This is a genomic window from Halomonas aquatica (assembly GCF_040196335.1).
In the GTDB taxonomy this organism is placed as follows: Bacteria; Pseudomonadota; Gammaproteobacteria; order Pseudomonadales; family Halomonadaceae; genus Halomonas; species Halomonas aquatica.
The window spans coordinates 109,032-131,079 of the sequence record NZ_JBEGCJ010000001.1 but is presented as its reverse complement, the minus strand read 5'-3'; the positions used below and the strand labels follow the sequence as shown (position 1 = coordinate 131,079).

Here is a 22,048-nt window from a genome sequence, read left to right as displayed (position 1 = left end):
TAAATCTTAGCGTAACAAAGTGAAGAGGGGCTGTCTGTATTAGTCAACAGCGGCCTAAGCAGACGTCGCTTGCTCGCAGAGATCTCGCTCATCCACTGCCACTAATTGGCCAGGGACTAGAGCTCCGGCAGCGGTCGAGGATGGCATCCGAGATGCGATCGGCGAACTTGTTGGGGTGCCCGTCGGAGACCGACTCGGAAGTGAAGAGGTGGTGGCGGGTCATGAGCGGGCCTCCTTGCGCTGCTTTACCAACGCTTCCAGCTCGGCGGTGCCTCCCTTCACGCGGCAGTAGCCGCAGCCGAACTGATTAGAGCTGCTGCTGATCATCAGTCGATGGCTCTTTCCGGGGCAGTCGGCGTACCACGCGGAGGGGGAGGCACCGGCAGGCTCGGGTCGAAGGCCTAGTTTATGGGCCATGGCGATGATTGTGGCCTGGGACTGCGCTTCTGCCTCCTGGCGGTTGCGCTCAACCTCGGCCTCCAACTCGCCGACGATGCGGCGATGGACAGACTCGGTGATCAGGGGACCTTCGCGGAAGGCCTCGGGCCAGACATGGCCATGGCGGGCGGCGGTGAGGGCACGAAACAGGATCTCGACCCCCGTGGCGCGGGTACCCTGGCTGCCTGCCCATGCCACGCGCCCCTGCTGATAGGCGTTGGCCAACTGCTCCTCCCGCGGCTTGCCTGGGGCACCGTGGGTCAGGCCAGCGGCCCACAACTCGTCCAAGCCGTCATGGCGACGGAAGAACAGCGCCTCGGGGATCACGTCAACGACGCCCAGATGGATCTCCTGCAGGCAGGCAAGTTCGGCATCGTCGGGTACGCTCAAGCGGTTTTCGGGTTGCTTGAGCCAGACGTCCAACTCTAGGTCGTGGGGCGGCTGATGAAGGTAGGGCATGTGAACTCCTGGTTCCCCCTGGAATCGGTCGGCAAGCGCCGACTCGGGGGATGGGAGTCACGGCGCCGCTTTAGCTGCATTTCTATCCCGCCCGCAAGTTGGTGCTTAAATCGGCGGTGGCCCGAAGGCCAGACAACAAAAAATCCACTCAGCGTTTGCTAAAGCGGGCCTCTGGGGTCGCTTTAGCTGGATTTGTAGAGCGCCCGCAAGCTGGTGTTCAAATCGGCGCTGAGATAGACGTTAGCGGTGAGCTGAAAGGGTGTCAACGACGATGGCGGACGATGTTCATGACCCGTTGATTTCGTTGCTGATATCAACTTACTTCATGATCGAGATATAATGAAAGTCCAGCCATCCGAGAGGATCGCCTCATGACCCGAGTTCGACTCACGCCAAAGCAATCCCGGTTTGTAGATGAATATCTGATCGACCTCAATGCCACCCAGGCGGCCATCCGTGCCGGCTACAGTGAAAAGACCGCCCGGCAGGTGGGTGCCGAGAACTTGTCAAAACCTGACATAGCGTCTGCCATCGAGGCTCGGACCCAGGAGCGCTCAGAGCGAACCCAGATCAACGCCGACATGGTGCTGCAAGGCATCCTGCACAACGTCCGTCGCTGCGAGCAGGGCGAGGTCGTGCGCAATTCACGTGGCGAGCCCATGATGATTGAGACGCTCGATGGCGAGATGGCCGTGGCCTATCGTTATGACGCCAGCAACGCGCTGAAAGGCTACGAGATGCTGGGCAAGCATCTGAAGTTGTTCACCGACAGGCACGAGCATGAAGGCGCCGAGACAGTCACGCGGATTGAGTTGGTCGCTGCTGAAATGGAGCGCATGGAGCCCGAGGAGGCCAGCAAGCTGTATCGCGAGATGCTGAAGGAGCCAGGTAAGCGCAAGCACTAATTTATAACTTCACCACCTCACGGGCCCCGGCTTTGAGCTGGGGCCTTATCACCATGCCATCCGGGAGGATAGCACTATGAGCTAGTACGACTGGGAGACCATTGAGCGCGACTTACGCGCGGGCCAGCTCTCCATCCGTCACCTCGCCGCCAGGCACTAGGTGCCCGAGTCCACCCTGCGCAGCAGGGCCAGGGCGCTAGGCTGGCAGCGGGATCTTTCCGACGAAGTCCGCGCCGCCACCCGTGCCAAGCTATCGCGCACAGCGACGATGCGCGCATCATCCAGGCCGCCAGCGATGACGCGGCCTCTATTGTCGAGGCCCACCGCAAGTCCATCGCACAGTGGCGGATCATCGCCGAGCATCTCGCCCAACACCTGGCCACCATGGAAATCACGGACGAGAACCACGACAAGTTCTCGCGCAGCCTCAATGCCGGTATCGACGCCCTGATGAAGACCGTGAAGGGAGAGCGCTAGGCCTATCAGCTCGACTAAGATCAGAAAGCCGACTCGGAAAGCCCCTACGCGCACCTGAGCAGCGAGGAGCTGAGAGACAAGATTGACAGGCTGAACCAGAAGCTCGGCTACGTGAAGCAGGAAGACCCTTCTCAACTGATATAGAGCATTGTGAGCCAGGAGGGCGGAAAGCCTTCCTTGGCACTTCACCATTCCTTAGTGCTGGGTGCCGCGAGCTATAGGACGGCCGGGCCGAATACTTCCGGCGACACCCTTGCATGTGTCATCGTGGCTGAGGATGACACTGCTTGCTGTAGGAGATCGCCGAGTCTACTTGTAAGAGAGCGCAGTGACCTTGCCTCTCACATAATGAAGAGGAGAGATACCTACTTGTTACTGCAGCCGGTGGACTTGGATGCGCTGATCGATACCTTCAACCTGCATCTCGTATCCGCCGCGTAGCCGCATAATGACGACCCGTGGACTATAACTGTAGCTGTAGAGGTAGGAGTAGCTGCTCTGCTGCCAGATCTGACCATTCATTAGCCGAAAGATAGTCTCACCCTCCCAGCCTTCGAATTCACCATCAATGTGAGACTCGATGATGCTCCCACTGCTTCCTGATGCCGTGCCTCCACCCGCTACCTGCTGAATATTTAGCGCCTTCCCGTCTATCATCAATTGCCCTCGGTTAGGGCAGACCACCACCTCTGGGTAATACTCATAGAGATATTCATACTCATGGATCACTTCCCAAAATGACCCGTCCATCAGCTGGAAAATTTCGCCATGGTTGCCCATGAAGGGCGTAGGGGTTTGAACCGAGCTGTAATAGCAGCTGCCCAATGCCACTGATGAGGTCGTTGTCAGCAGCGCGCCGGCGAGTACTCCTAGGATTCCTTTTTTCATCACTTTTTCTTCCCTGCCGTCGTATTTTTCTGGTTTCTGAAACTCATCAAATAAGTGTGACAGGCGCAACACCTGCCTGAAGTTCATCTCGCATTGATTGGCTGCCTTCTTCCAGCAGGTCAGTATTGATTAGCTGACCATCTAAAGGGATAGCGCCTAGGGTTAACCTGACCCTCTGAGGACCCGCCAGCGTGAGGTGGTGGGTCTGTCCCGACCTGAGATGGGCTTGTTCAGGGTAGAGCAGTACGACTGATCCACATCCGTAGGCGGTGGCATAGGCCGCCATTTGATAGAGGTCCGCCGCCGAGAGTGCTGCCAGCGCAACGGGGCCTTCGATGCGTTTCCACTTGGTATCCAGAATGACCACCGGGCGCCCCCTGACATCCCGCAGGCTGATATCGGGACGCATCTGCAGGCGGCCGCGGCCGTTATCTTCCTGGCCCAGGTAGCGGCGAGGGCCTTGCTCCATCAGCTTGAGCCCATGACGGCTCGCCAACGGCCTGAGCCGGCTGGCGGTATAGCGCTCGAAGAGACGGTTCATGTCGAAGAGCAGGCTGAAGGCCTGCTGGCGCCCGGAGCGGGCATCCAGGAATTGGCCGTCCAGGAACAGATGGGCCAGCGCCACCAGCGGGTAATAGCGACTCTGCATCCGGTTGAGCTGATCGGCCGCGGGCCCCCGTTCATGGTGAGCAAGGGTGCCGACCTGGCCGAATCGCATGCGCAGGGCGTGGAGCTGCTGAGCCAGCATGGGGCTGGTGCAGAGTAATATCACCAACCGCAAGGCGCTGTGGAGCAGGCGGTTGACCGGAATGTCGGCGACCAGCTCGCTGTATCGGCAGGCCAGGCGCTGTGGCTTGAAGAGGTTCTCGCGCTGCTGACGCACCAGGTCGATGCGACCGCGTACCTGATCCAGGGTGTCGTCGATGTCCCGGTAGTCGCGCAGCAGCCCCTGCTGAAGCTGTCGTTCCAGCAGATGGGCGAAATGGCGGATGAACAGGTCCAGCAGGGTGGTTCGATTGGTCGCCAGTCCCGCACCCAGGTTGTCCACGCCCTCCAGGTCACCGGCGCAGGCGAGCATGGTCAGTAGGGTGTCACGCTGCTGAGCTTCGGTCTGGTAGGGAGTGAGTTTAGGCAGCACCTCCACCTGCAGCCCGTCCACCTGAACCACGCCGCAGAACTGGGTAAACTTAACCCGCCGGTGGCCCCACTGCAGGCAGCCGGGTGGAAGCACCCCTTCCGCGGAGGCTAGCGCCTCGACTTCATGCAGCGCTAGGTCGCGCCCCTCGCCGAAATCCAGCCAGCCATGCTCGTAGGCGGTCAGCTGCCTCATGCCTCGCCTTCCAGCGACTCGTAGATCTTCCTGATAGCGTCGGCGCTGATCTCATCAGGCGCTTTTACCCGGTAGTCTGGTCGCTCAGCCAGCAAATCGTCGCTGCCGGGGAATAGCTGGGCCGGGTCGAGGGTGGTGGCGGTGATCAGCTGCTGCTCGGCATCGGCCCCTTCATCGGCCAGCACTCGGCGGATCTGGCGCCAGTCGTCATAGAAGTACTCCGCCAGCATGGGGATGATGTCGAAGACCATCACCTGGCGCAGGGCATCGAGATCCTTTACATCAGTGAGGTAGGCGTGGCCGAAGGTCTGATCGCGGTGCAGCAGATAGCGCAGGCGTAGGTTGATGGCCTTGAGCAGTGCGCGCAGATTGAGAAGGCTACCCTCGCCGTCGGGGATGTAGCCGTCCCCTTGGCTGCCAGGAATCCGCTTGGGCTCCGGCATCAGTTCCTGAAAGTGGAAGCGCCGCCGCAGCGCGGCATCCATCAGCGCGATGGAGCGGTCGGCGGTGTTCATGGTGGCGTAGATATCGAGGTTCTTGGGCACCCCGAAGCGCTCGCCGGAGTAGGGCAGCACCAGTTCGATCCCTTCGACCAGCTGGCCCTCCTCGTCCCACCAGGCGCGCTTGTCGGCCTCGATCAGGGTGATCAGCTCGCCGAAGATGCGCGAGATGTTGCCGCGATTGATCTCGTCGATGAACAACGCATAGCGCTGGTGGGGGTCCTGGCTGGCACGCTTACAGAACGCCTTGAACAGACCGTCGCGAACCTCATAGCTGATGCCGCCTTCCTCCGTCGTCTGCGGGCGAATCCCCTCGACGAAGTCCTCATAGCTGTAGGACTGGTGGAAGGTCACCGTCAGGTGGCGCTTGATACGGGCGTCGTCGCTGGCGGGTCCCCTTTGCAACTGGGTGAGTTTCTCACGCAGTTCCTCGCCCACTTCCTCCCACTCGCCGGTCAGGATCCAGCGTCCGCCATGCTGCTTGTCGAAGACCAGCGGTGAGATTCGCTTCTCGGCGGCCGTCTTGACCGTTTCCGAATCCAGCACCGCGTGCTGCTGTAATGTCCCCCAGCAGGTCTGGCGCAGGTGGGGGTTGTTGGCCCGCCCTTGTACCCGCGCCTTGGCCTTGAAGTAGGGGTGAATCAACAGCTGGTTCACGCTGGCATTTCCGCCCAGGTGTGCCAGCGCCAGGGCGATGGCCTCCCACCAGGAGGTGTTCGCCAGCTGCTCCTCCAGCCATTCGCCGGTGGGCGCCTGATTGGCCTGGCTCTCGTAGCGCGGCATCAAGTGGATGCGCAGGTGATAGGTCTTGCCGGTGCCGGGGGGGCCGTAAAAGATCGTGTTGACCGGTCGGGCGATCTGGATGGCCTGCTGCTTGGGGGTGTCGGGCTTGGCGGCAGAGACCTTCACCGGGGGCAGCTTCTCCCACAGCTTGCCGACCAGCTTGGCCGAGAGTGACTTGATCTCGATGCCCGAACCCTGCGGCGACCAGGTCTGACCGTCAGTAGTGCCGGCCTGGAGGTCGGCCATGCTGATGTAGGCGTCCACATCAGGGTCGCGCAGGTCGGTCAGGGTTATATCGACGAACCGAGCGGTATCTCCGTTGGCGGCCCGCTCCGGATCGTAGTGGGCATCCTCATACGGCGCCGAAGCGATATTGCCGCGGGCGATCAAGCCCCGCGGTTCCTGCCCCACACGCACCAGATACAAGGTTTCACCCTCACGCGGCTGGATGGAGGAGGTTCGCCACGGCAAGGTAACGTTCTCTCCGCTGGCGATCTTGAGTCGGTCATCCTGGTACGACTTCCAGGGCCAGTGGTCCGGGCTCCAGGCCATCAGCCAGCTTCGTTGCGTCTGCTGCCAGCTATCGACCCAAGGCGACACATAGAAATCGACATCGGTACCGTACTCCTTCTCGAGTCTTGTACGCAGTTCCAGTAGAGCCTCGTCGAGCTCTCTGTCGAGCATATTTCTGATCCTGGACTTGGGTAATCCGGAAATCGACTCTAGGACGGCTGTCTTGTCTCGGGTCACCGAGATTCGCTCGAAATCACTGGGAAAGAGCAAAAAACGCAAGACATGCCGGAACTGGCGAGCTCCTTCCCTTGGGATGCTGGCCATCCAGTCGCAGAACTCCCAGGGAGAATTCAAGAGTTTCTGGCGTGTGGAGGCATCCAATTGCTTGAAGGCTCTCATGACATCGATGAGAAATACCAGCTCGCGCCAGCGATGGGTATTAAAACCCGTCCCCGTGCTCCCTACGCCAATAAGAACATGGTCAGCAATCAATGGGGTGTCGACCGGGAAGGGTAATCCGCTCAATTCCCAGATCTGACGGATCTGACTGCGTTTGGTATCGGGTTTAATATTGCTGGAGAATAGCAGCAGAAGCCAGTTGAGCTCCGCCATCAGTTGGATGGCCTCAGGAGAGGCATCAGCCAATTGCATAGCCAGCTTGTCGGTGAAAGTTTCGCCCCCCTCGATCGGATTCTGGTTGAAGGCACGCTCCAGTTCATCGAGGTGCTTCAATGTCCATAGGCTGGTATCTGTGAACAGACTCCCATCCTCAAGCAGGCAGTGATCCCGCCACCGCTGAGCCGCATTTAGCAGGGCATCTATTTCGTGATGAGGGTTGTATCGACTCATGTCTCTCTCTCCTGCCATTCCTTGATCTTCTGGATGCAGCGGCTAAGATCATCCCGAACTTCATATACCCAGAACCGCTTGATTTCCCAGCCAAGCTCGAAAAGTCGCAGATTGCGCATCTGGTCGCGACGGCACAGTTCGCCAGTCCAATTGCGGTGGTAACGTTCGCCGTCGATCTCGATGTTCAACTTGCGCTCGCCATCGAACAGTGCGAAGTCGAGGTCATACTTCTCGACCTTGTACTGCGGGATGGCGCGTATGCCCGCCTGATACATGGCGCGATAGAACAGGCGCTCCCAGTCGGATACACGCTCTGGGTTGCTCACGGTCGGATACTCCGGGCCGAGGTCCTCCTGCCAGTGTTCCTGCGCGCGCTTGGTCTGCTGTTGGAGTGCCTGGGAGTAGCGAGCAAAGCGTTGTTTTGGCGTTTAGCTTCGGCCGGCTGCCGGCTGCCGGCTGCCGGCTTCTTGGTGGCTGGCTGTTGCCTGTGATGGAGCTTAGCATCCTAAGTCTACCAAGGAGGAGAGCTGCGCCGAGGGCTGTGTCAGTTTTGTCAGGGGGGCGGGATGAGGTGATCGGAGTCGCCACGAAGCCCGCAAGGGGGAGGGAGGTCGGGCCAGGGCAGGTTCGATGGTTCAGCGTTGCTGGCTGTTTCCGAAGCTTGTCACCTATATGTCACCTGCGGCACAGCCCAACAAAAAATCGCCATCGGCATTAGATGTAAATAGCTGCTTTATATATAGATTCTGGTGCCCCCATCAGGATTCGAACCTGAGACCTTCCCCTTAGGAGGGGGACGCTCTATCCAGCTGAGCTATGGGGGCGAGACGTGGCGCATTATAAGCGCCTGAACCGCCGAGATAAACCCGCGGCTGCCCTGGCAGCCGCCGCCACCCATGAGTCCGGGGCGATTACCGGGTAGAATGCGCCGCAAACCCGCTTCCGGTGGCCGGCATGACCGAACCCGTTTCTCCCCTCTCGCCGGCAGGCGATCGTCACTTCGACGGCCTGGCCGACAAGTTCGCCGCGAGTCTCTATGGCGGGGCCCGCGGCGAGCTGCGCCTGGCACTGCTCGACCGCCTGCTGCCCGAGATGCTCGACCTTCAGGGCCAGCCGCTGCTCGACGTGGGGGGTGGCCTGGGGCAATTGGCCGGCTGGTTCGCCGGGCGTGGCCATGCCGTGACGCTGGCCGAACCCTCCGCCGAGATGCTCGCGCGGGCCCGGGAACCCCTGCAAGAGCAAAACGTGCGCTTCCTTCAGGCCCCGCTTCAGGACCTCCCCGAACAGGCGCCCGGGCCCTGGCCGCTGATCGCCTGCCACGCGGTACTGGAGTGGCTGGCCGACCCGCGCGTCGCCCTGGCCCTGCTGGCGGGCCTGCTGGCGCCGGGCGGGCAGCTCTCGCTGATGGTGTTCAATCGCGACGCGCTCAGGCTCTCCAACGTGGTCAAGGGCAACCTGGAGAAGGCCCTGGCCGACCGGCTCGAGGGCAAGGGGCTTCGCAAGCGGTTGACACCGATCTCGCCGCTGACCCATGGGCAGGTGGAGGCCTGGAGCGCCGAGAATGGGCTGGTGATCCGCGAGGTGGCGGGCATTCGGGTGTTCTCCGACTACCTGCGTCGGCCACCGGAAAGCCAGGCCGAGCGGGAACGCCTGCTGGCGCTGGAGCATCGCTACTGCCGGGTGGATCCTCACTGGCGGCTGGGCCGCTACCTGCTCTATACCCTGGAGCGTCCGACGCATCCCCCACAGGAGGCGAGCGAATGAGCGCAGAGACCCCCGTCTGCCAGCTGCTGGAGCGACAGGCGTTCGATTATCGCGGTTGGCTGTGGGTGGCGCCTCCTCGGGACCGCTGGCTGGAAGCGGGGCAGGGGAGCCTGCTCTCCGCCGACCAGTCGGTGCTCTCGGCCTGGCAGGCCCGGGGGCGGTCGGCGGTCTCGCCCTTCGAGGTCGTCGAACCGGCTCCCCCGGGCGTGGTGCTGTTCTGGCCCAAGAGCCATGCCCTGGGCGAATGGTGGCTGCTGTGGCTCTGTGCCCACCTGCCAACCGGCACCCCGCTGCAGCTGGTGGGCGAGAATCAGGGGGGCATCAAGCGAGTGCTCAAGGTGCTGGCGGCCCTGGGGCTTGGGTGTCGCAAGGTGGACAGCGCCAGGCGCTGCGGCCTCTACGCAACCCGTCTCGGCCGGGTGGGGATAGACCCCGATGAGGCCTGGAAGAGCTTCGAGGCCGATGGCTTGCGGCTGGTCAGCCACCCCGGGGTCTTCGGTCACGGCAAGCTCGACGATGGTACCCGTCTGCTGCTGGAGCAACTGCCTGGTGTGTTGGGAGAGACGCTGGGAGAGGTGACTGACGAGTTGCCCGGCAATGTTCTCGCCGATGTTCTCGATATGGGCTGTGGCGACGGCATCCTCGCCGCCTGGCTGGCGCGGAGAGGGGTGCGGGTCACGGCGGTGGACGTCAACGGTTTCGCGGTGGAGGCGACGCGCAGGACGCTGGCGGCCAATGGGCTTTCCGGCGAGGCCCTGGCAAGCGATGTCTATTCGGCGCTCGGCGCCCGGCGCTTCGACGCCATCGTCAGTAATCCGCCCTTCCACCAGGAGCGAGCGATCGACTATGGCCCGGCGGGGCGGCTTATCAGTGAGGCGCCCGATCACCTGAACCCCGGGGGCCAGCTGATCATGGTGGCCAACGCCTTCCTGCCCTATCCGGATCTGCTCACACGCGCCTTCGGCGCCTTCGAGACCCTGGCCGACGACCGTAGCTTTCGGGTCTATCGGGCCGTCAAGGACGGATCGAGTACCTGATCAGGCTTGGGGGTCGCGATAGGCGATCTCGGTGATGAGGTAGGTGGTCTCGCCCCCGGGGGCGGCGACGATCGCCTCATCGTCCAGCGACTTGCCGAGCAGTGCCTTTGCCAGGGGAGCGTCCACGCTGATCCAGTGCTTGCCGGTGTCGGTCTCATCGTGGCCGACGAGGCGGATGGCCAGTTCCTCGCCCTCTTCGTCCTCCAGGGTAACGAAGGCACCGAAGTAGACCCTCTGGGTATCCGCCGGGAGCCGGCCCACCACCGTCAGTTCGTCGAGGCGCTTGGTGAGGTAGCGGATGCGGGCGATGACCCGGTTGAGCTCCTTCTTGTTGTAGGTGTAGTCGGCATTCTCGCTGCGATCGCCCAGTGCCGCCGCCTCGCCCACCTTGGCGGAGAGGGCAGGGCGCTTGACCCGCGACAGGTGGTCGAGGATGCCGCGCAGCCGCTCGGCCCCCTCGGCGGTGATCAGGTTGCTCTTGGGTTCCTGACGCGGGTCCTTGGCGGGGTCGCGCCAGCGCGTCATGTTGCGGCCCTTCATCCGTCGCGTCCTCCTGTCGTCGAGAGACGCAAGATACGCCATCGGATCACCCGTCGCCAAGCCGCTGGACGCCCGTCGTCGAGGGGGCGCCTTCGGGGCAGGGCGGTTGGCATTCCTGCTCCCGGTACTGATAATGGTCACTTTGTGTGATCGGGAGACCGGCATGAGCGACACTCGTCCGCCTGTAGACGATCATGATCTCACCCTCACGGCACCCTTCACGGCCGCCGACGTGGCGCTGGAGGAGCGACGCTGCCTGCACGAGGGGTTCTTCCGCCTGGAGGAGCTCCATCTGCGCCATCGCCTCTTCGAGGGCGGCTGGAGCGACCGGATGGTGCGCGAGGTACACCATCGCCATGATGCCGTGGGTGTGCTGCTCTACGACGTGGAGCGCGATGCCTTGGTGCTGGTGGAGCAGTTTCGGGCCGGGGCCATCGACGACCCCGACTCCCCCTGGAAGCTCGAGGTGGTGGCCGGGCTGGTCGAGCGCGGCGAGGGTGTCGCCGAGGTAGCCCGTCGCGAGGCCATGGAGGAAGCCGGCTGCGAGGTGGGCGAGCTGATCGAGCTGCACACCTACTACCCCAGCCCAGGGGCCTGCGACGAGCGTGTCACCCTGTTCTGTGGACTGGTCGACAGCCGTGGTCTCGGTGGGGTGCATGGGCTGGACGAGGAACACGAGGATATCCGCGTGCATGTGTTACCGTTCATTCGGGTCTGGGAACTCCTCCAGGCCGGTCGACTCGACAACGCCATGTGCCTGATCGCCTTCCACTGGCTGGCCGGTGAGCGTGCATCGTTGCGAGCAAGGAGGTAGCGTGCCGAGAAACGCCTATGTCACCGACCTGAAGACCCTGCAGGGCGAATGCACCGCCAACTTCATCCGGCTCAGCCGGCTGCTGGGTGACCTGGCGGTCGGCGAGACCCGTGAGGTTGCGCTGGTCAAAAATGGCCGTCGTCTGGGGGCACTGTGCCTCAAGCTCCAGGAGCGTGCTCCCTACACCAGCATCGTGCGCGTCTCCCAGCGTGGAGGGCTCGATGCCGTGATCGATACGCCGCGCATGCGCGTGCACCTTTACCACGACGTGCGCATGGCTGAGGTCACCGACTTCCAGCGTCAGCGCCACTTCCACGGCCGCTACCGCTATCCCAACTCCCGCATGCATCAGCCCGACGAGAAGCTGCAGCTCAACCGTTTCCTCGGCGAGTGGCTGGAGCATGGACTGGCCCATGGCCACTCCCTCGACCTGCCCCAGATGCCTTCATGAGAGTTGCCCTGAGAAGCCTTCTGGCCCGATGCGTCTGATCCAGATCACCGACTGCCACCTGCTGGCCGATCCCTCGGCGCATGGCCGGATCGGTGTTCCGCTGCGCCAGCTTGACGCCGTGGTGGAGGCGGTCAACCGCGCTCGACCGCAACGGGTGCTGGTCACCGGAGATGTCAGCCAGGACGAGACGGCGGCCTCTTACCGGCTGGCCGAGCGGGCCCTGGCGCAGCTCGACGCCCCCTGGTGCTGGCTGCCGGGCAACCATGACCAGCCGACGTTGATGGCCGAGTGCCACGCGCTGCATGACGAGCTGGACCTGGATGACTGGCGCGTTCTGCTGCTGGATACGCATATCAGCGGCCAGCCGGGGGGTGAGCTGGGGGCGCTGCGCCTGGCGGACCTGGGCGAGCGGCTCGCCGGCGATGACCGGCCGACGCTGCTGATGATGCACCATCCGCCGCTGCCCGTCGGCTCGGCCTGGCTCGACGAGATCGGCCTGGCCGATGCCGGGGCCTTCTGGCGCGTGGTCGCGCCCCATTCCCAGGTGCGGGGGGTGTTCTTCGGCCATGTGCATCAGGCCTTCCAGGGCGTTCATGCCCTGGCCGACCGTGAGGTGGCGGTCTACGGCTGCCCCGCCACCACCGACCAGTTCCTGCCCGGCTCCACGACCTTCGCCCTCGACGAGGCCTCGCGGCCCGGCTATCGCCTCATCGATCTGGGGAAGGGCGGGTTCGAGACCCGGGTGGAACGCGTCGATCTCTGATGATCTTATAGTCGAAATTAGCATAAAAAGATAGTCATTGATTCTTTTGAGTTATTATCGACTCGACGTTACCCTGTGTCGCATGATCTCTCCCGCCCAATGTCATGCGAGGTAGCCGGGCCATGAGCAGTCTTTCCGCACCGTCCCGCGAGAACGCCGTCGAGGCCGCCGCCCGCGACCTGACGCCCTCGCGCCAGCGACTCACCCATCTGCAGCAGCTCGAGGCCGAGTCGATCCACATCATCCGCGAGGTGGTGGCGGAGTTTGCCAACCCGGTGATGCTCTACTCCATCGGCAAGGACTCCTCGGTGATGCTGCACCTGGCGCGCAAGGCCTTCTATCCCGGCCCGCCGCCGTTCCCGCTGATGCACGTCAACACCACCTGGAAGTTCCGCGAGATGATCGAGTTCCGCGACCGCATGGCGGCGGAATCCGGCATGGAGCTGATCGAGCACATCAACGAGGAGGGACGCGCCGCCGGCATCAATCCCTTCGACCACGGCTCCAGTGGCTATACCGACGTGATGAAGACCGCGTCCCTCAAGCAGGCCCTGGACAAGTACGGCTTCGATGCCGCCTTCGGCGGGGCGCGCCGCGACGAGGAGGCCAGCCGCGCCAAGGAGCGTGTGTTCTCCTTCCGCGATCGCCATCACCGCTGGGATCCCAAGAACCAGCGCCCGGAGCTCTGGAACCTCTACAACGCCCGGGTCAACAAGGGTGAGTCGATCCGCGCCTTCCCTCTCTCCAACTGGACCGAGCTGGACATCTGGCAGTACATCCATCTCGAGGGTATTCCCATCGTGCCGCTCTACTACGCCGCCCCGCGCCCGGTGGTCGAGCGCGACGGCATGCAGATCATGGTCGACGACGACCGCCTGCCCATCAATGAGGGCGAGGTGCCGGAGGAGAAGTGGGTGCGCTTCCGCACGCTTGGCTGCTACCCGCTGACCGGCGCCGTGGAGTCCCGGGCGGATACCCTCCCCGAGATCATCCAGGAGATGCTGCTCACCCGGACCAGCGAGCGCAGCGGCCGCGCCATCGACCACGACCAGGCGGGCTCCATGGAGAAGAAGAAGCGCGAGGGCTATTTCTGATGTCACACCAGTCCAACCTCATCGCCGACAATATCGAGCAGTATCTTCACGAGCACGAGAACAAGGACCTGCTGCGCTTCATCACCTGCGGCAGCGTCGACGACGGCAAGTCGACCCTCATCGGGCGGCTGCTGCACGACTCCAAGATGATCTTCGACGACCAACTGGCGGCGATCACCCAGGCCTCGAAGAAGAGCGGTACCACCGGCGAAGCGGTGGATCTCGCGTTGCTGGTCGATGGCCTGCAGTCCGAACGGGAGCAGGGCATCACCATCGACGTGGCCTACCGCTTCTTCTCCACCGACAAGCGCAAGTTCATCATTGCAGATACGCCGGGGCACGAGCAGTACACCCGCAACATGGCGACCGGCGCCTCCACGGCGAGCCTGGCGATCATCCTGATCGATGCCCGTTACGGCGTGCAGACCCAGACCCGCCGGCACAGCTTCATCGCCGACTTGCTGGGCATCCAGCACCTGGTGATCGCGGTCAACAAGATGGACCTGGTCGGCTTCGACGAGGCCCGTTTCGAGGAGATCGTCGCAGAGTACCGTGAGTTCGCTGAGCAGCTCGACGCCCCCGACATCCACTTCGTGCCGCTCTCGGCGCTGGAGGGCGACAACGTCGTCAACCGCAGCGAGAAGACCCCGTGGTACTCGGTCGATGGACAACCAGGCCCGCCGCTGCTCGAGCTGCTGGAGGGCGTGGAGATCAGCCGTGACCGCAACCTGATCGACCTGCGCCTGCCGGTGCAGATCGTCAACCGCCCCGACCTCGACTTCCGTGGCTATGCAGGCACCCTGGAGGCGGGCATCCTGCGCCCGGGCCAGGCCATCAAGGTCCTGCCCTCCGGGCGGACCTCGACGGTGGAGCGAATCGTCACCTTCGACGGCGACCTGGAGGCCGCCTGGCCGGGCCAGGCGATCACCGTCACCCTGAGCGATGAGATCGACATCTCGCGCGGCGACTGGATCGTCGCCGAGGATGCAGAGGTCGCCCTGGCCGATGCCTTCGAGGCCGATATCGTCTGGATGCACGACGAGGCGCTGGCGCCCGGGCGCCAGGTCGATATCCGCCTGGCCGGACGCTCCGTATCGGGCCAGGTCGGCGAGATCCTCCACCAGGTGGACGTCAACAGCCAGGCGCGCCATCCGGCCGGACGTCTCGAGCTCAACGCCATCGCCCGCTGCCGGGTCGAGCTGACCGCCGAGGTGCCGCTGGACGACTACGCCACGAGCCCGGGCACGGGCAGCTTCATCGTCATCGACCGGCTCTCCAACGTCACGGTGGGGGCGGGAATGATCCGTGCCGTCGCCCGGTCCGGCCTCCGCCCGGCCGGCGAGGTGGACTGGACCGGCTTCGAGCTGGAGCTCAACGCCCTGGTGCGCAAGCACTTCCCTCACTGGGAGGCCAAGGACTTGCGCGAGCTTCTGCGGTGATTTCTGGTAGGTTGCTGCGATAAGGGGTGCCGGGGGACAGGTCGTGGAGGGGGTCCTATGCCATGGATGGCATCGGTAGCGTACAGGGACGTATTCACAGCGCCCACTCGGAGGCCTGTCACCGGGTATGCCCATCCCACTGGGCTAAATCAGGAAACCGGCTCTGGTAGGGTAGGTCCAATGATCTGACCCTACTCCGGAGCCTGCCCGATGATCGTCCTGGCAATCGCACTGCTGCTGGCCCTGTTCCTGCTGCCCAATGTCTGGGCCAAGTGGGTGCTGGCGCGCCATGCCCGGGGTCGCGAGGACTACCCCGGCACCGGGGGCGAGCTGGCCGACCACCTGATCCGGCGTCTGGGCCTAGAGGGTGTCAAGGTGGAGGAGACCGATCAGGGCGACCACTATGACCCGGAGGCGCGTCGGGTTCGGCTCTCGCGTGGCAATTATACGGGGCGCTCGCTCACGGCGGTTACGGTGGCGGCCCACGAAGTGGGTCATGCCATCCAGCACCAGCAGGGCTATGCGCCGCTGCTGGCCCGCTCCCGGCTGATCGCGGTGGCGCAGAAGGCCGAGAAGATCGGGGCACTGCTGATGATGGCCGCCCCCTTCCTCTTCGCCTTGACTCGCCTTCCCGGTGGCCTGGCCATCGTGGTGGCCGCGGCGGTGATCAGCTTCGGTACCGCGGCGCTGGTGCACCTGGTCACCCTGCCCGTGGAGTTCGATGCCAGCTTTCAGCGGGCGCTGCCGATGCTCAAGGAGTACATCCCCGCCAGCGACATGCCCGGCGCCCGCCATGTGCTCACCGCCTGTGCCTTCACCTATGTGGCGGCCTCGCTGGCCAGCATCCTCAACCTGGGCCGGTGGCTGGTGATCCTGCGTCGATAGCGTCCCTATTCCGGCCGGTTGGCCATTACCACCGCGCGCCGCGGGGCGGGATGGCCCTCGCGGGTCAGGGTCGGGTCGTCGCGGTCGAGGAAGTCGGAAAGCGACTGGAAGGTCATCCAGTCGGTGGCGCGCTGCTCGTCGGTGGTCGTCAACGCCTCGTCCACTACCCGCACATTGCGAAAGCCGCAACGCTCGAGCCACTGGCAGAGCGCGGCGGAAGAGGGCAGGAAGTAGACGTTGGGCATGGCGGCGTAGCGCTCTCCGGGCAGCAGCACCGTGGTGGCGTCACCCTCCACTACCAGGGTCTCCAGAACCAGTTCGCCGCCCGGGCGCAAGGCTTCCTTCAACTGCAGCAGGTGCTCCAGCGGCGAGGGACGGTGATAGAGCACGCCCATGGAGAACACCGTGTCGAAGAAGCCGAGCCGTTCGGGCACCTCCTCGATGCCCACCGGCAGGAAGTGGGTTCGCTGGCCGTCGGCGTCGCCGACGAAGTGGCGCAGGGCCCGGAACTGCCAGAAGAAGCGCGGTGAGGGGTCGATCACCAGCACGAAGGAGGCGCCGGCGCCGGCCATGCGCCAGGCGTGATAGCCGTTGCCGCCGCCTACATCGAGTACCCGTCTCCCGGCCAGCGGGGCCAGGTGCGGGGCGACTCTTTGCCATTTCCAGTCCGAGCGCCATTCGGTGTCGATGTGGATGCCTGCGAGCTGATAGGGCCCCTTGCGCCAGGGCATGAGCGTGCTCAGCAGGTTCTCGCACCGGCGCCGCTGGCTCTCGTCCAGGGCGGCCTCGATGCTAACCGTGTCGCGATCCAGGTGGACGCGGCGCGTCTCGGGCAGCTTGGGCAACTTGGCCACGGCCTTCTCCCAGGCGGGCAGGTCACCAAAACGCCGGCGGTCCAGCCCTCGGGCCAGCTGGTCGGGCAGCCGGGCCAGCCAGATATCCAGCCCCTGGTCGAGAAAGGCGCGGTAGAGGTCGCGGTGTTCGGGCGCGATCGGCACCTTACTCCCCCCTGGGCGCCGGGGCGACGGCGTCCTTGAAGGCGATCAGCGAGGCGAAGTTGAGGAACTGGAACCAGGTCTGCGATCGGGGGAAGCCGGCCCGGGCCAGTCGCTCGTGATGGCCCTCCAGGGTGTCTGGCATCAGCACGTTTTCCAGCGCCGTGCGCTTCTGGCTGATCTCCATCTCGCTATAGCCGTTGGCCCGTTTGAAGTCGTGGTAGCGTTCCACCAGCCAGGCGTTTTCCTGCTCGTCGGCGGCCCTGATCTTCTCCGAGAGCACCAACACTCCGCCGGGCTCCAGCGCCTCGAACAGGCGCGCGACCACCGCGTCGCGGTCCTGTGGGGCCAGGAACTGCAGGGTGAAGTTGAGCACGACCATGCCCGAAGGCCGGTAGTCGAGCCGGCGGATGTCCTCCTCGATCACCTCGATGGCATGCGCCGGACACTCGGCCGCCAGGGTCTCCCGGGCCCGCGCGACCATGGCCGGGGAGAGGTCCACGCCCGTATAGCGGAAGGCGTCCGGCGGGAGGGTGCCGGCCAGCGCCAGGCCGGCCGCCCCCAGCGAACAGCCCAGGTCATAGACGTGGGCGCCGTGGCGCAGGTGGCGGGAGGCAATCAGGCCCAGCATGCCCAGTATCTGGCCGTACCCCGGCACCGAGCGTCGGATCATGTCGGGAAAGCAGGCGACGACCTTCTCGTCGAACGAGAAGCGCGCCACCCGGTCGAGGGGTGTCGAAAAGATCGCGTCACGGTAAGATGCGTCACTCATGGAACAGGCCGGATAGCATGGAGTAAGGGGCGCCATTCTACGCCTCGACCACATCGGCTGCACGACAGGAGGTCCAGAACTAACCCATGACACAGCCCACCATCGACCAGCGTAGTGCCTGGCAGGCCCTGGCCGAACACGCCGATGGGATGCGTGCCGCCCACCTCGGCGAGCTCTTCGCCGGCGAGCCCGGTCGCCACGCGGCCTTTACCCGCCAGGCGGCGGGCCTGACCCTGGATCTCTCCAAGCAGCGCTGGAACGAGGTGACCCTGGGGCGCCTGCTCGACCTGGCCCGTGAGGCCGAGGTGCCCGAGGCCATCCGCGCCCTGCTCGCCGGCGAGCGGGTCAACCGAAGCGAGGATCGGCCGGCCCTGCACACCGCCCTGAGGCTGCCGCCGGAGGCCAGCCTGGTGGTGGAAGGTGAGGATCTGGTGCCCTCGGTGCACGCGACGCTGGATCGCATGGCGACCATGGTCGAGCGCTTCCACGAGGGACAATGGCGCGGCGCCACCGGCCGCGCGATTCGTGATGTGGTCAACCTGGGCGTCGGCGGTTCCGACCTGGGACCGCTGATGGTGACCCACGCCCTGGCCGACTATCGCCCGGAGGGGATACACGCCATCGATGTGCACTTCGCCTCCACCATGGACGGCTCCCAACTGGCCGACTACCTGTCCCGGCTCAACCCCGAGACCACCCTCTTCGTGCTCTCGTCGAAGTCCTTCACCACCATCGATACCCTCACCAACGCCCGCACAGCGCGTGACTGGCTGATGGCTCGCCTGATGGGCGAGAGCCGCGAGGAGGGCGTCGACGCCGAACTGGTGATGCGCCAGCACTTCATCGGGATATCGGCGAGCACCGACAAGATGAGCGAGTGGGGCATCGCCGAGGCCCACCAGCTGGAGTTCTGGGAGTGGGTCGGCGGGCGCTACTCCCTGTGGGGGGGCATCGGCCTGCCCATCGCCCTGGTGGTCGGCATGGCGAACTTCCGCGAGCTGCTGGCCGGCGCCCATGCCATGGATAGCCACTTCCGCGAGGCGCCCCTGGAGGACAACCTGCCGGTAATGCTGGCCCTGGCGGGGATCTGGAACGTCAACTTCCTCGACATCCGGGCACACTCGATCCTGCCCTACGACGGCCGTCTGGAGTACTTCGCCGCCTATCTCGAGCAGCTGGAAATGGAGTCCAACGGCAAGTCGGTGACCCATGATGGGCAGGCCGTGGGATACTCCACCTGTCCGGTGCTCTGGGGACAGCTGGGCCCCAATGCCCAGCATGCCTTCTACCAGCTGCTTCACCAGGGCACCCAGTCGGTGGAATGTGACTTCATCGCTTCCCTGGTGCGCTATGACGATGTGGAGGATCCGGCCACGCGTGATCACCTGATGGGCCAGCATCGCCTGTCGCTCGCCAACTGCTTCGCCCAGTCGCGTGTGCTGATGCTCGGCGACGAGGCCATAGACGATGAGGGTCCGCGACCGGTTCACAAGCGCTATCGCGGCAACCAGCCCTCCAGCACCCTGCTGCTCGACCGGCTCACGCCGGCGAGCCTGGGGGCGCTGATTGCCCTCTACGAGCACAAGGTGTTCGTCCAGGCGACCATCTGGGACATCAATCCCTTCGACCAGTGGGGCGTGGAGCTGGGCAAGAAGATCGCCGGCGAGACGCAGCGGATCCTCGAGCATCAGGGGGACATCGCCAGCATGGATGACTCCACCCGCGGCCTGATCGAGGCCGTCTGGGCGGCGGAGGACGGCCCGTGATGAAACTGGCTGTTTGTACAGGGGTTGCGGTATGCTGAGTGCTGCCCCGAGGATGCCGTCCGCCAGCGGCGTGCTCTACCTGCATGGTTTCAACAGCGGCAGCGGTTCGCCCAAGGCGGCCCTGATGCGTGGCGCCTGCGAGCGACTCGGTCTGCCCTGTGCGACCCCGCAGTTGCCGCACCGGCCACATGCCTCCCTGGTGCTTGCCGAGTCAAGGCTCCGGGAGCTTGGGCCGGCGCCTATGGTGGTGGGCAGTTCCATGGGCGGCTTCCTGGCGACCCTGCTCGCCGAGCGCCATGATCTGCCGGGGGTGCTGATCAACCCGGCGGTGGCCCCGGCGGAGCTGGTGTCGGACTGGGTCGGCGAGCGCTTCGACAACGACTACACCGGCGAGCGCTTCGCCATCGAGGAGGCGCATCTCGAGGAGCTCGAGGCGTTGACCCCCGAACGGGTCACGGCCGGGCGCTACCTGCTGCTGCTGGGCACGGCCGACGAGACCCTGGACCCCCGGCGGGCCTTCGCCCTCTACCGTGGCGCCAGGGCCATCCTGCAGCCGCAGGGGGATCATGGCTTCTCGGCCCTGGCGACATACCTGCCGGCGATCCTCGCCCACGGCGGCTATCACCTGCCGCCGGAGCGGCTAGCCGGTATCCCGGGCGAAACGAATGATCGCAACCACTTTGGGTGATGCATGACGCAATACAGTGCCAGCTCCATCGAGGTCCTCTCCGGCCTCGAGCCGGTCCGCAAGCGCCCCGGCATGTATACCGATACCTCGCGACCCAACCATCTGGTCCAGGAGGTCATCGACAACAGCGTCGATGAGGCGCTGGCCGGTCACGCCGGTGAGATCACCGTCCGGCTCTTCGAGGACGGCGGCGTCGAGGTGAGTGACGATGGCCGCGGCATGCCCATCGACATCCACCCGGAGCATGGCGTCTCCGGGGTCGAGCTGATCATGACCCGCTTGCATGCCGGCGGTAAGTTCTCCCAGTCGAGCTACCGGTTCTCCGGCGGCCTGCATGGCGTCGGGGTCTCGGTGGTCAACGCCCTGTCCAAGCGCCTGGAGATCGAGGTGCTGCACGACGGCAACCGCCATGGCATGGCCTTCGAGCACGGCGACAAGGCCTCTCCCCTGCAGGTGATCGGCAGTGCCCCCAAGCGTGCCCGCGGCACGGTGGTGCGTTTCTGGCCCGAGGAGAGCTACTTCGACAGCCCCAGGCTTTCGCTCTCCCGCCTCAAGCACCTGATGCGCGCCAAGGCGGTGCTCTGCTCGGGCCTCAAGGTCACCCTGATCGAGCCCGACGGCAACGAGAGCGTCTGGCAGTACGCGGATGGCCTTCGCGACTATCTGGCCCAGGCCACCGACGGCTACGAGGTTCTGCCGGCCTCACCCTTCATCGGCCACTTCGCCGATGACGAACACGGGGTGGACTGGGCGATCCAGTGGCTCCCCGAGGGTGGCGAGCCGCTGCTGGAAAGCTACGTCAACCTGATCCCCACGACCCAGGGCGGCACCCATGTCAATGGCCTGCGGGCCGGCCTGCTCGAGGCGCTGCGTGAGTTCTGCGAGTACCGCAGCCTGCTGCCGCGAGGCGTCAAGCTCACCGCCGAAGACCTCTGGGAGCGGGTCGCCTACGTGCTCTCGGTGAAGATGCTCGACCCCCAGTTCGCCGGCCAGACCAAGGAGCGGCTCTCCTCACGCACGGTGGCGGGCTTCGTCTCCGGGGTGGTGAAGGACGCCTTCTCGCTATGGCTCAACCATCACGTCGACCAGGCCGAGGCGCTGGCGGAGCTCGTCATCAGCGCTGCCCAGCGTCGCCAGAAGAGCTCGAAGAAGGTGGCGCGCAAGAAGGTCACCTCGGGGCCAGCATTGCCCGGTAAGCTGGCCGACTGCTCGGGTCAGGACCCGGCCACCAGCGAGCTCTTCCTGGTGGAGGGCGACAGCGCCGGTGGCAGTGCCAAGCAGGCGCGCAACCGCGAGAGCCAGGCGATCCTGCCTCTGCGCGGCAAGATCCTGAATACCTGGGAGGTGGAGTCCCATGACATCTACGGGTCCCAGGAAGTGCACGACATCGCCGTGGCCGTCGGCATGGACCCGGTCAGTGATGACCTCTCCAAGCTGCGCTACCACAAGATCTGCATCCTCGCCGATGCCGACTCCGATGGCCTGCATATCGCCACTCTGCTGTGTGCGCTCTTCGTGCGCCACTTCCCGGCGCTGGTGGACTCCGGCCACGTATACGTGGCCATGCCGCCGCTTTACCGCATTGACCTGGGCAAGGAGGTGCACTACGCCCTGGACGAGAGTGAGAAGGCGGCGATCCTGCGCAAGCTCGAGGGCAAGCGCGGGACCGTGAATGTGCAGCGTTTCAAGGGCCTGGGCGAGATGAGCCCGCTTCAGCTTCGCGAGACCACCATGGCGGTGGAGACCCGACGCCTGGTGCAGCTCACCCGTGAGGTCGGCGACGGCACCATGGAGATGATGGACATGCTGCTGGCCAAGAAGCGCGCCTCCGACCGCAAGAGCTGGCTCGAAGACTACGGCAACCTGGCGGACATCGAAGTATAGCGCCACGCCACAAG

20 protein-coding genes, 1 tRNA gene, 1 pseudogene and 1 riboswitch are annotated in these 22,048 nt (G+C 64.5%); of the genes and pseudogenes, 12 read left to right on the top strand and 10 right to left on the bottom strand.

What is annotated here, in order from left to right; translation table 11 throughout:
• Window positions 1-133: 133 nt before the first annotated feature.
• A pseudogene (locus ABE960_RS00580) lies at window positions 134-223 on the bottom strand (S-adenosylmethionine synthetase N-terminal domain-containing protein); the annotation flags it as partial.
• The gene (locus ABE960_RS00575) at window positions 220-897 is read right to left on the bottom strand and encodes a hypothetical protein (RefSeq protein WP_349760274.1); all 678 of its coding nucleotides are present in this window, start codon (window positions 895-897) and stop codon (window positions 220-222) included. The gene ABE960_RS00575 and the pseudogene ABE960_RS00580, both read right to left, overlap by 4 nt.
• A gap of 161 nt (window positions 898-1,058) precedes the next feature.
• Window positions 1,059-1,136, bottom strand: a riboswitch (SAM riboswitch).
• 132 nt (window positions 1,137-1,268) lie between these two features.
• Between ABE960_RS00575 and ABE960_RS00570 the strand changes: the two genes are divergently transcribed.
• Window positions 1,269-1,802 carry a terminase small subunit gene (locus ABE960_RS00570; protein ID WP_349760273.1) on the top strand — a complete coding sequence of 178 codons (534 nt, stop codon included), beginning with the start codon at window positions 1,269-1,271 and terminating at the stop codon, window positions 1,800-1,802.
• An 849-nt stretch (window positions 1,803-2,651) separates the two neighbouring features.
• Here the strand turns inward: ABE960_RS00570 and ABE960_RS00565 are convergent.
• The 5 genes from ABE960_RS00565 to ABE960_RS00545 form a co-directional block, all read right to left on the bottom strand.
• Complete coding sequence (locus ABE960_RS00565; RefSeq protein ID WP_349760272.1) at window positions 2,652-3,254, bottom strand: hypothetical protein; 603 nt, start codon at window positions 3,252-3,254, stop codon at window positions 2,652-2,654.
• On the bottom strand, window positions 3,214-4,497 hold the full coding sequence (locus tag ABE960_RS00560; protein ID WP_349760271.1) for an McrC family protein: 1,284 nt from the start codon (window positions 4,495-4,497) through the stop codon (window positions 3,214-3,216). The genes ABE960_RS00565 and ABE960_RS00560 overlap by 41 nt, the downstream gene beginning before the upstream one ends.
• Complete coding sequence (locus ABE960_RS00555; protein WP_349760270.1) at window positions 4,494-7,142, bottom strand: McrB family protein; 2,649 nt, start codon at window positions 7,140-7,142, stop codon at window positions 4,494-4,496. The genes ABE960_RS00560 and ABE960_RS00555 overlap by 4 nt, the downstream gene beginning before the upstream one ends.
• On the bottom strand, window positions 7,139-7,468 hold the full coding sequence (locus ABE960_RS00550; RefSeq protein WP_349760269.1) for an endonuclease domain-containing protein: 330 nt from the start codon (window positions 7,466-7,468) through the stop codon (window positions 7,139-7,141). The genes ABE960_RS00555 and ABE960_RS00550 overlap by 4 nt, the downstream gene beginning before the upstream one ends.
• Before the next feature lie 421 nt (window positions 7,469-7,889).
• A tRNA-Arg gene (locus tag ABE960_RS00545) sits at window positions 7,890-7,966 on the bottom strand.
• Between the two features lie 130 nt (window positions 7,967-8,096).
• Between ABE960_RS00545 and ABE960_RS00540 the strand changes: the two genes are divergently transcribed.
• Both ABE960_RS00540 and ABE960_RS00535 read left to right on the top strand, forming a co-directional pair.
• Complete coding sequence (locus tag ABE960_RS00540; RefSeq protein WP_349760268.1) at window positions 8,097-8,906, top strand: methyltransferase domain-containing protein; 810 nt, start codon at window positions 8,097-8,099, stop codon at window positions 8,904-8,906.
• Window positions 8,903-9,943 carry a methyltransferase gene (locus ABE960_RS00535; protein WP_349760267.1) on the top strand — a complete coding sequence of 347 codons (1,041 nt, stop codon included), beginning with the start codon at window positions 8,903-8,905 and terminating at the stop codon, window positions 9,941-9,943. Before ABE960_RS00540 ends, ABE960_RS00535 begins: the two co-directional genes overlap by 4 nt.
• Here the strand turns inward: ABE960_RS00535 and greB are convergent, their stop codons facing one another.
• Window positions 9,944-10,483, bottom strand: a complete 540-nt coding sequence (gene greB / locus ABE960_RS00530; RefSeq protein WP_349760266.1) for a transcription elongation factor GreB — start codon at window positions 10,481-10,483, stop codon at window positions 9,944-9,946.
• Window positions 10,484-10,646: 163 nt separating this feature from the next.
• Between greB and ABE960_RS00525 the strand changes: the two genes are divergently transcribed.
• The 6 genes from ABE960_RS00525 (at window position 10,647) to ABE960_RS00500 (ending at window position 15,929) form a co-directional block, all read left to right on the top strand.
• Window positions 10,647-11,297 carry an NUDIX domain-containing protein gene (locus ABE960_RS00525; RefSeq protein ID WP_349760265.1) on the top strand — a complete coding sequence of 217 codons (651 nt, stop codon included), beginning with the start codon at window positions 10,647-10,649 and terminating at the stop codon, window positions 11,295-11,297.
• Between the two features lies 1 nt (window position 11,298).
• Complete coding sequence (locus ABE960_RS00520; protein WP_349760264.1) at window positions 11,299-11,748, top strand: DUF1249 domain-containing protein; 450 nt, start codon at window positions 11,299-11,301, stop codon at window positions 11,746-11,748.
• A gap of 28 nt (window positions 11,749-11,776) precedes the next feature.
• Window positions 11,777-12,511, top strand: a complete 735-nt coding sequence (locus ABE960_RS00515) for a metallophosphoesterase (protein WP_349760263.1) — start codon at window positions 11,777-11,779, stop codon at window positions 12,509-12,511.
• 122 nt (window positions 12,512-12,633) lie between these two features.
• Window positions 12,634-13,605: a sulfate adenylyltransferase subunit CysD gene (gene cysD, locus ABE960_RS00510; RefSeq protein WP_349760262.1), complete on the top strand. Its 972-nt coding sequence runs from the start codon at window positions 12,634-12,636 to the stop codon at window positions 13,603-13,605.
• Complete coding sequence (gene cysN, locus ABE960_RS00505; RefSeq protein WP_349760261.1) at window positions 13,605-15,044, top strand: sulfate adenylyltransferase subunit CysN; 1,440 nt, start codon at window positions 13,605-13,607, stop codon at window positions 15,042-15,044. Before cysD ends, cysN begins: the two co-directional genes overlap by 1 nt.
• A gap of 210 nt (window positions 15,045-15,254) precedes the next feature.
• Window positions 15,255-15,929 carry a zinc metallopeptidase gene (locus tag ABE960_RS00500; protein ID WP_349760260.1) on the top strand — a complete coding sequence of 225 codons (675 nt, stop codon included), beginning with the start codon at window positions 15,255-15,257 and terminating at the stop codon, window positions 15,927-15,929.
• A gap of 5 nt (window positions 15,930-15,934) precedes the next feature.
• On the opposite strand, the gene cmoB is transcribed toward ABE960_RS00500, so the two are convergent.
• Complete coding sequence (gene cmoB, locus ABE960_RS00495; protein WP_349760259.1) at window positions 15,935-16,927, bottom strand: tRNA 5-methoxyuridine(34)/uridine 5-oxyacetic acid(34) synthase CmoB; 993 nt, start codon at window positions 16,925-16,927, stop codon at window positions 15,935-15,937.
• A gap of 1 nt (window position 16,928) precedes the next feature.
• Window positions 16,929-17,696, bottom strand: a complete 768-nt coding sequence (gene cmoA, locus ABE960_RS00490; RefSeq protein ID WP_349760258.1) for a carboxy-S-adenosyl-L-methionine synthase CmoA — start codon at window positions 17,694-17,696, stop codon at window positions 16,929-16,931.
• A gap of 86 nt (window positions 17,697-17,782) precedes the next feature.
• Between cmoA and pgi the strand changes: the two genes are divergently transcribed.
• From pgi to parE, 3 genes are read left to right on the top strand one after another with little or no spacing between them, the layout of a single operon-like run.
• Complete coding sequence (gene pgi / locus ABE960_RS00485; RefSeq protein WP_349760257.1) at window positions 17,783-19,462, top strand: glucose-6-phosphate isomerase; 1,680 nt, start codon at window positions 17,783-17,785, stop codon at window positions 19,460-19,462.
• A gap of 31 nt (window positions 19,463-19,493) precedes the next feature.
• Window positions 19,494-20,150: a YqiA/YcfP family alpha/beta fold hydrolase gene (locus tag ABE960_RS00480; protein WP_349760256.1), complete on the top strand. Its 657-nt coding sequence runs from the start codon at window positions 19,494-19,496 to the stop codon at window positions 20,148-20,150.
• A gap of 3 nt (window positions 20,151-20,153) precedes the next feature.
• Window positions 20,154-22,034: a DNA topoisomerase IV subunit B gene (gene parE, locus ABE960_RS00475; RefSeq protein ID WP_349760255.1), complete on the top strand. Its 1,881-nt coding sequence runs from the start codon at window positions 20,154-20,156 to the stop codon at window positions 22,032-22,034.
• The last annotated feature ends 14 nt before the right edge of the window (window positions 22,035-22,048 follow it).

Coding starts and splice junctions, on each gene's coding strand:
- ABE960_RS00540 (WP_349760268.1), top strand. CDS start 8,097: ATGACCGAACCCGTTTCTCCCCTCTCGCCGGCAGGCGATCGTCACTTC.
- cysD (WP_349760262.1), top strand. CDS start 12,634: ATGAGCAGTCTTTCCGCACCGTCCCGCGAGAACGCCGTCGAGGCCGCC.
- ABE960_RS00560 (WP_349760271.1), bottom strand. CDS start 4,497: ATGAGGCAGCTGACCGCCTACGAGCATGGCTGGCTGGATTTCGGCGAG.
- ABE960_RS00575 (WP_349760274.1), bottom strand. CDS start 897: ATGCCCTACCTTCATCAGCCGCCCCACGACCTAGAGTTGGACGTCTGG.
- cysN (WP_349760261.1), top strand. CDS start 13,605: ATGTCACACCAGTCCAACCTCATCGCCGACAATATCGAGCAGTATCTT.
- ABE960_RS00515 (WP_349760263.1), top strand. CDS start 11,777: ATGCGTCTGATCCAGATCACCGACTGCCACCTGCTGGCCGATCCCTCG.
- ABE960_RS00500 (WP_349760260.1), top strand. CDS start 15,255: ATGATCGTCCTGGCAATCGCACTGCTGCTGGCCCTGTTCCTGCTGCCC.
- cmoA (WP_349760258.1), bottom strand. CDS start 17,696: ATGAGTGACGCATCTTACCGTGACGCGATCTTTTCGACACCCCTCGAC.
- greB (WP_349760266.1), bottom strand. CDS start 10,483: ATGAAGGGCCGCAACATGACGCGCTGGCGCGACCCCGCCAAGGACCCG.
- ABE960_RS00480 (WP_349760256.1), top strand. CDS start 19,494: ATGCTGAGTGCTGCCCCGAGGATGCCGTCCGCCAGCGGCGTGCTCTAC.
- pgi (WP_349760257.1), top strand. CDS start 17,783: ATGACACAGCCCACCATCGACCAGCGTAGTGCCTGGCAGGCCCTGGCC.
- ABE960_RS00525 (WP_349760265.1), top strand. CDS start 10,647: ATGAGCGACACTCGTCCGCCTGTAGACGATCATGATCTCACCCTCACG.
- ABE960_RS00565 (WP_349760272.1), bottom strand. CDS start 3,254: ATGAACTTCAGGCAGGTGTTGCGCCTGTCACACTTATTTGATGAGTTT.
- ABE960_RS00555 (WP_349760270.1), bottom strand. CDS start 7,142: ATGAGTCGATACAACCCTCATCACGAAATAGATGCCCTGCTAAATGCG.
- ABE960_RS00535 (WP_349760267.1), top strand. CDS start 8,903: ATGAGCGCAGAGACCCCCGTCTGCCAGCTGCTGGAGCGACAGGCGTTC.
- parE (WP_349760255.1), top strand. CDS start 20,154: ATGACGCAATACAGTGCCAGCTCCATCGAGGTCCTCTCCGGCCTCGAG.
- ABE960_RS00570 (WP_349760273.1), top strand. CDS start 1,269: ATGACCCGAGTTCGACTCACGCCAAAGCAATCCCGGTTTGTAGATGAA.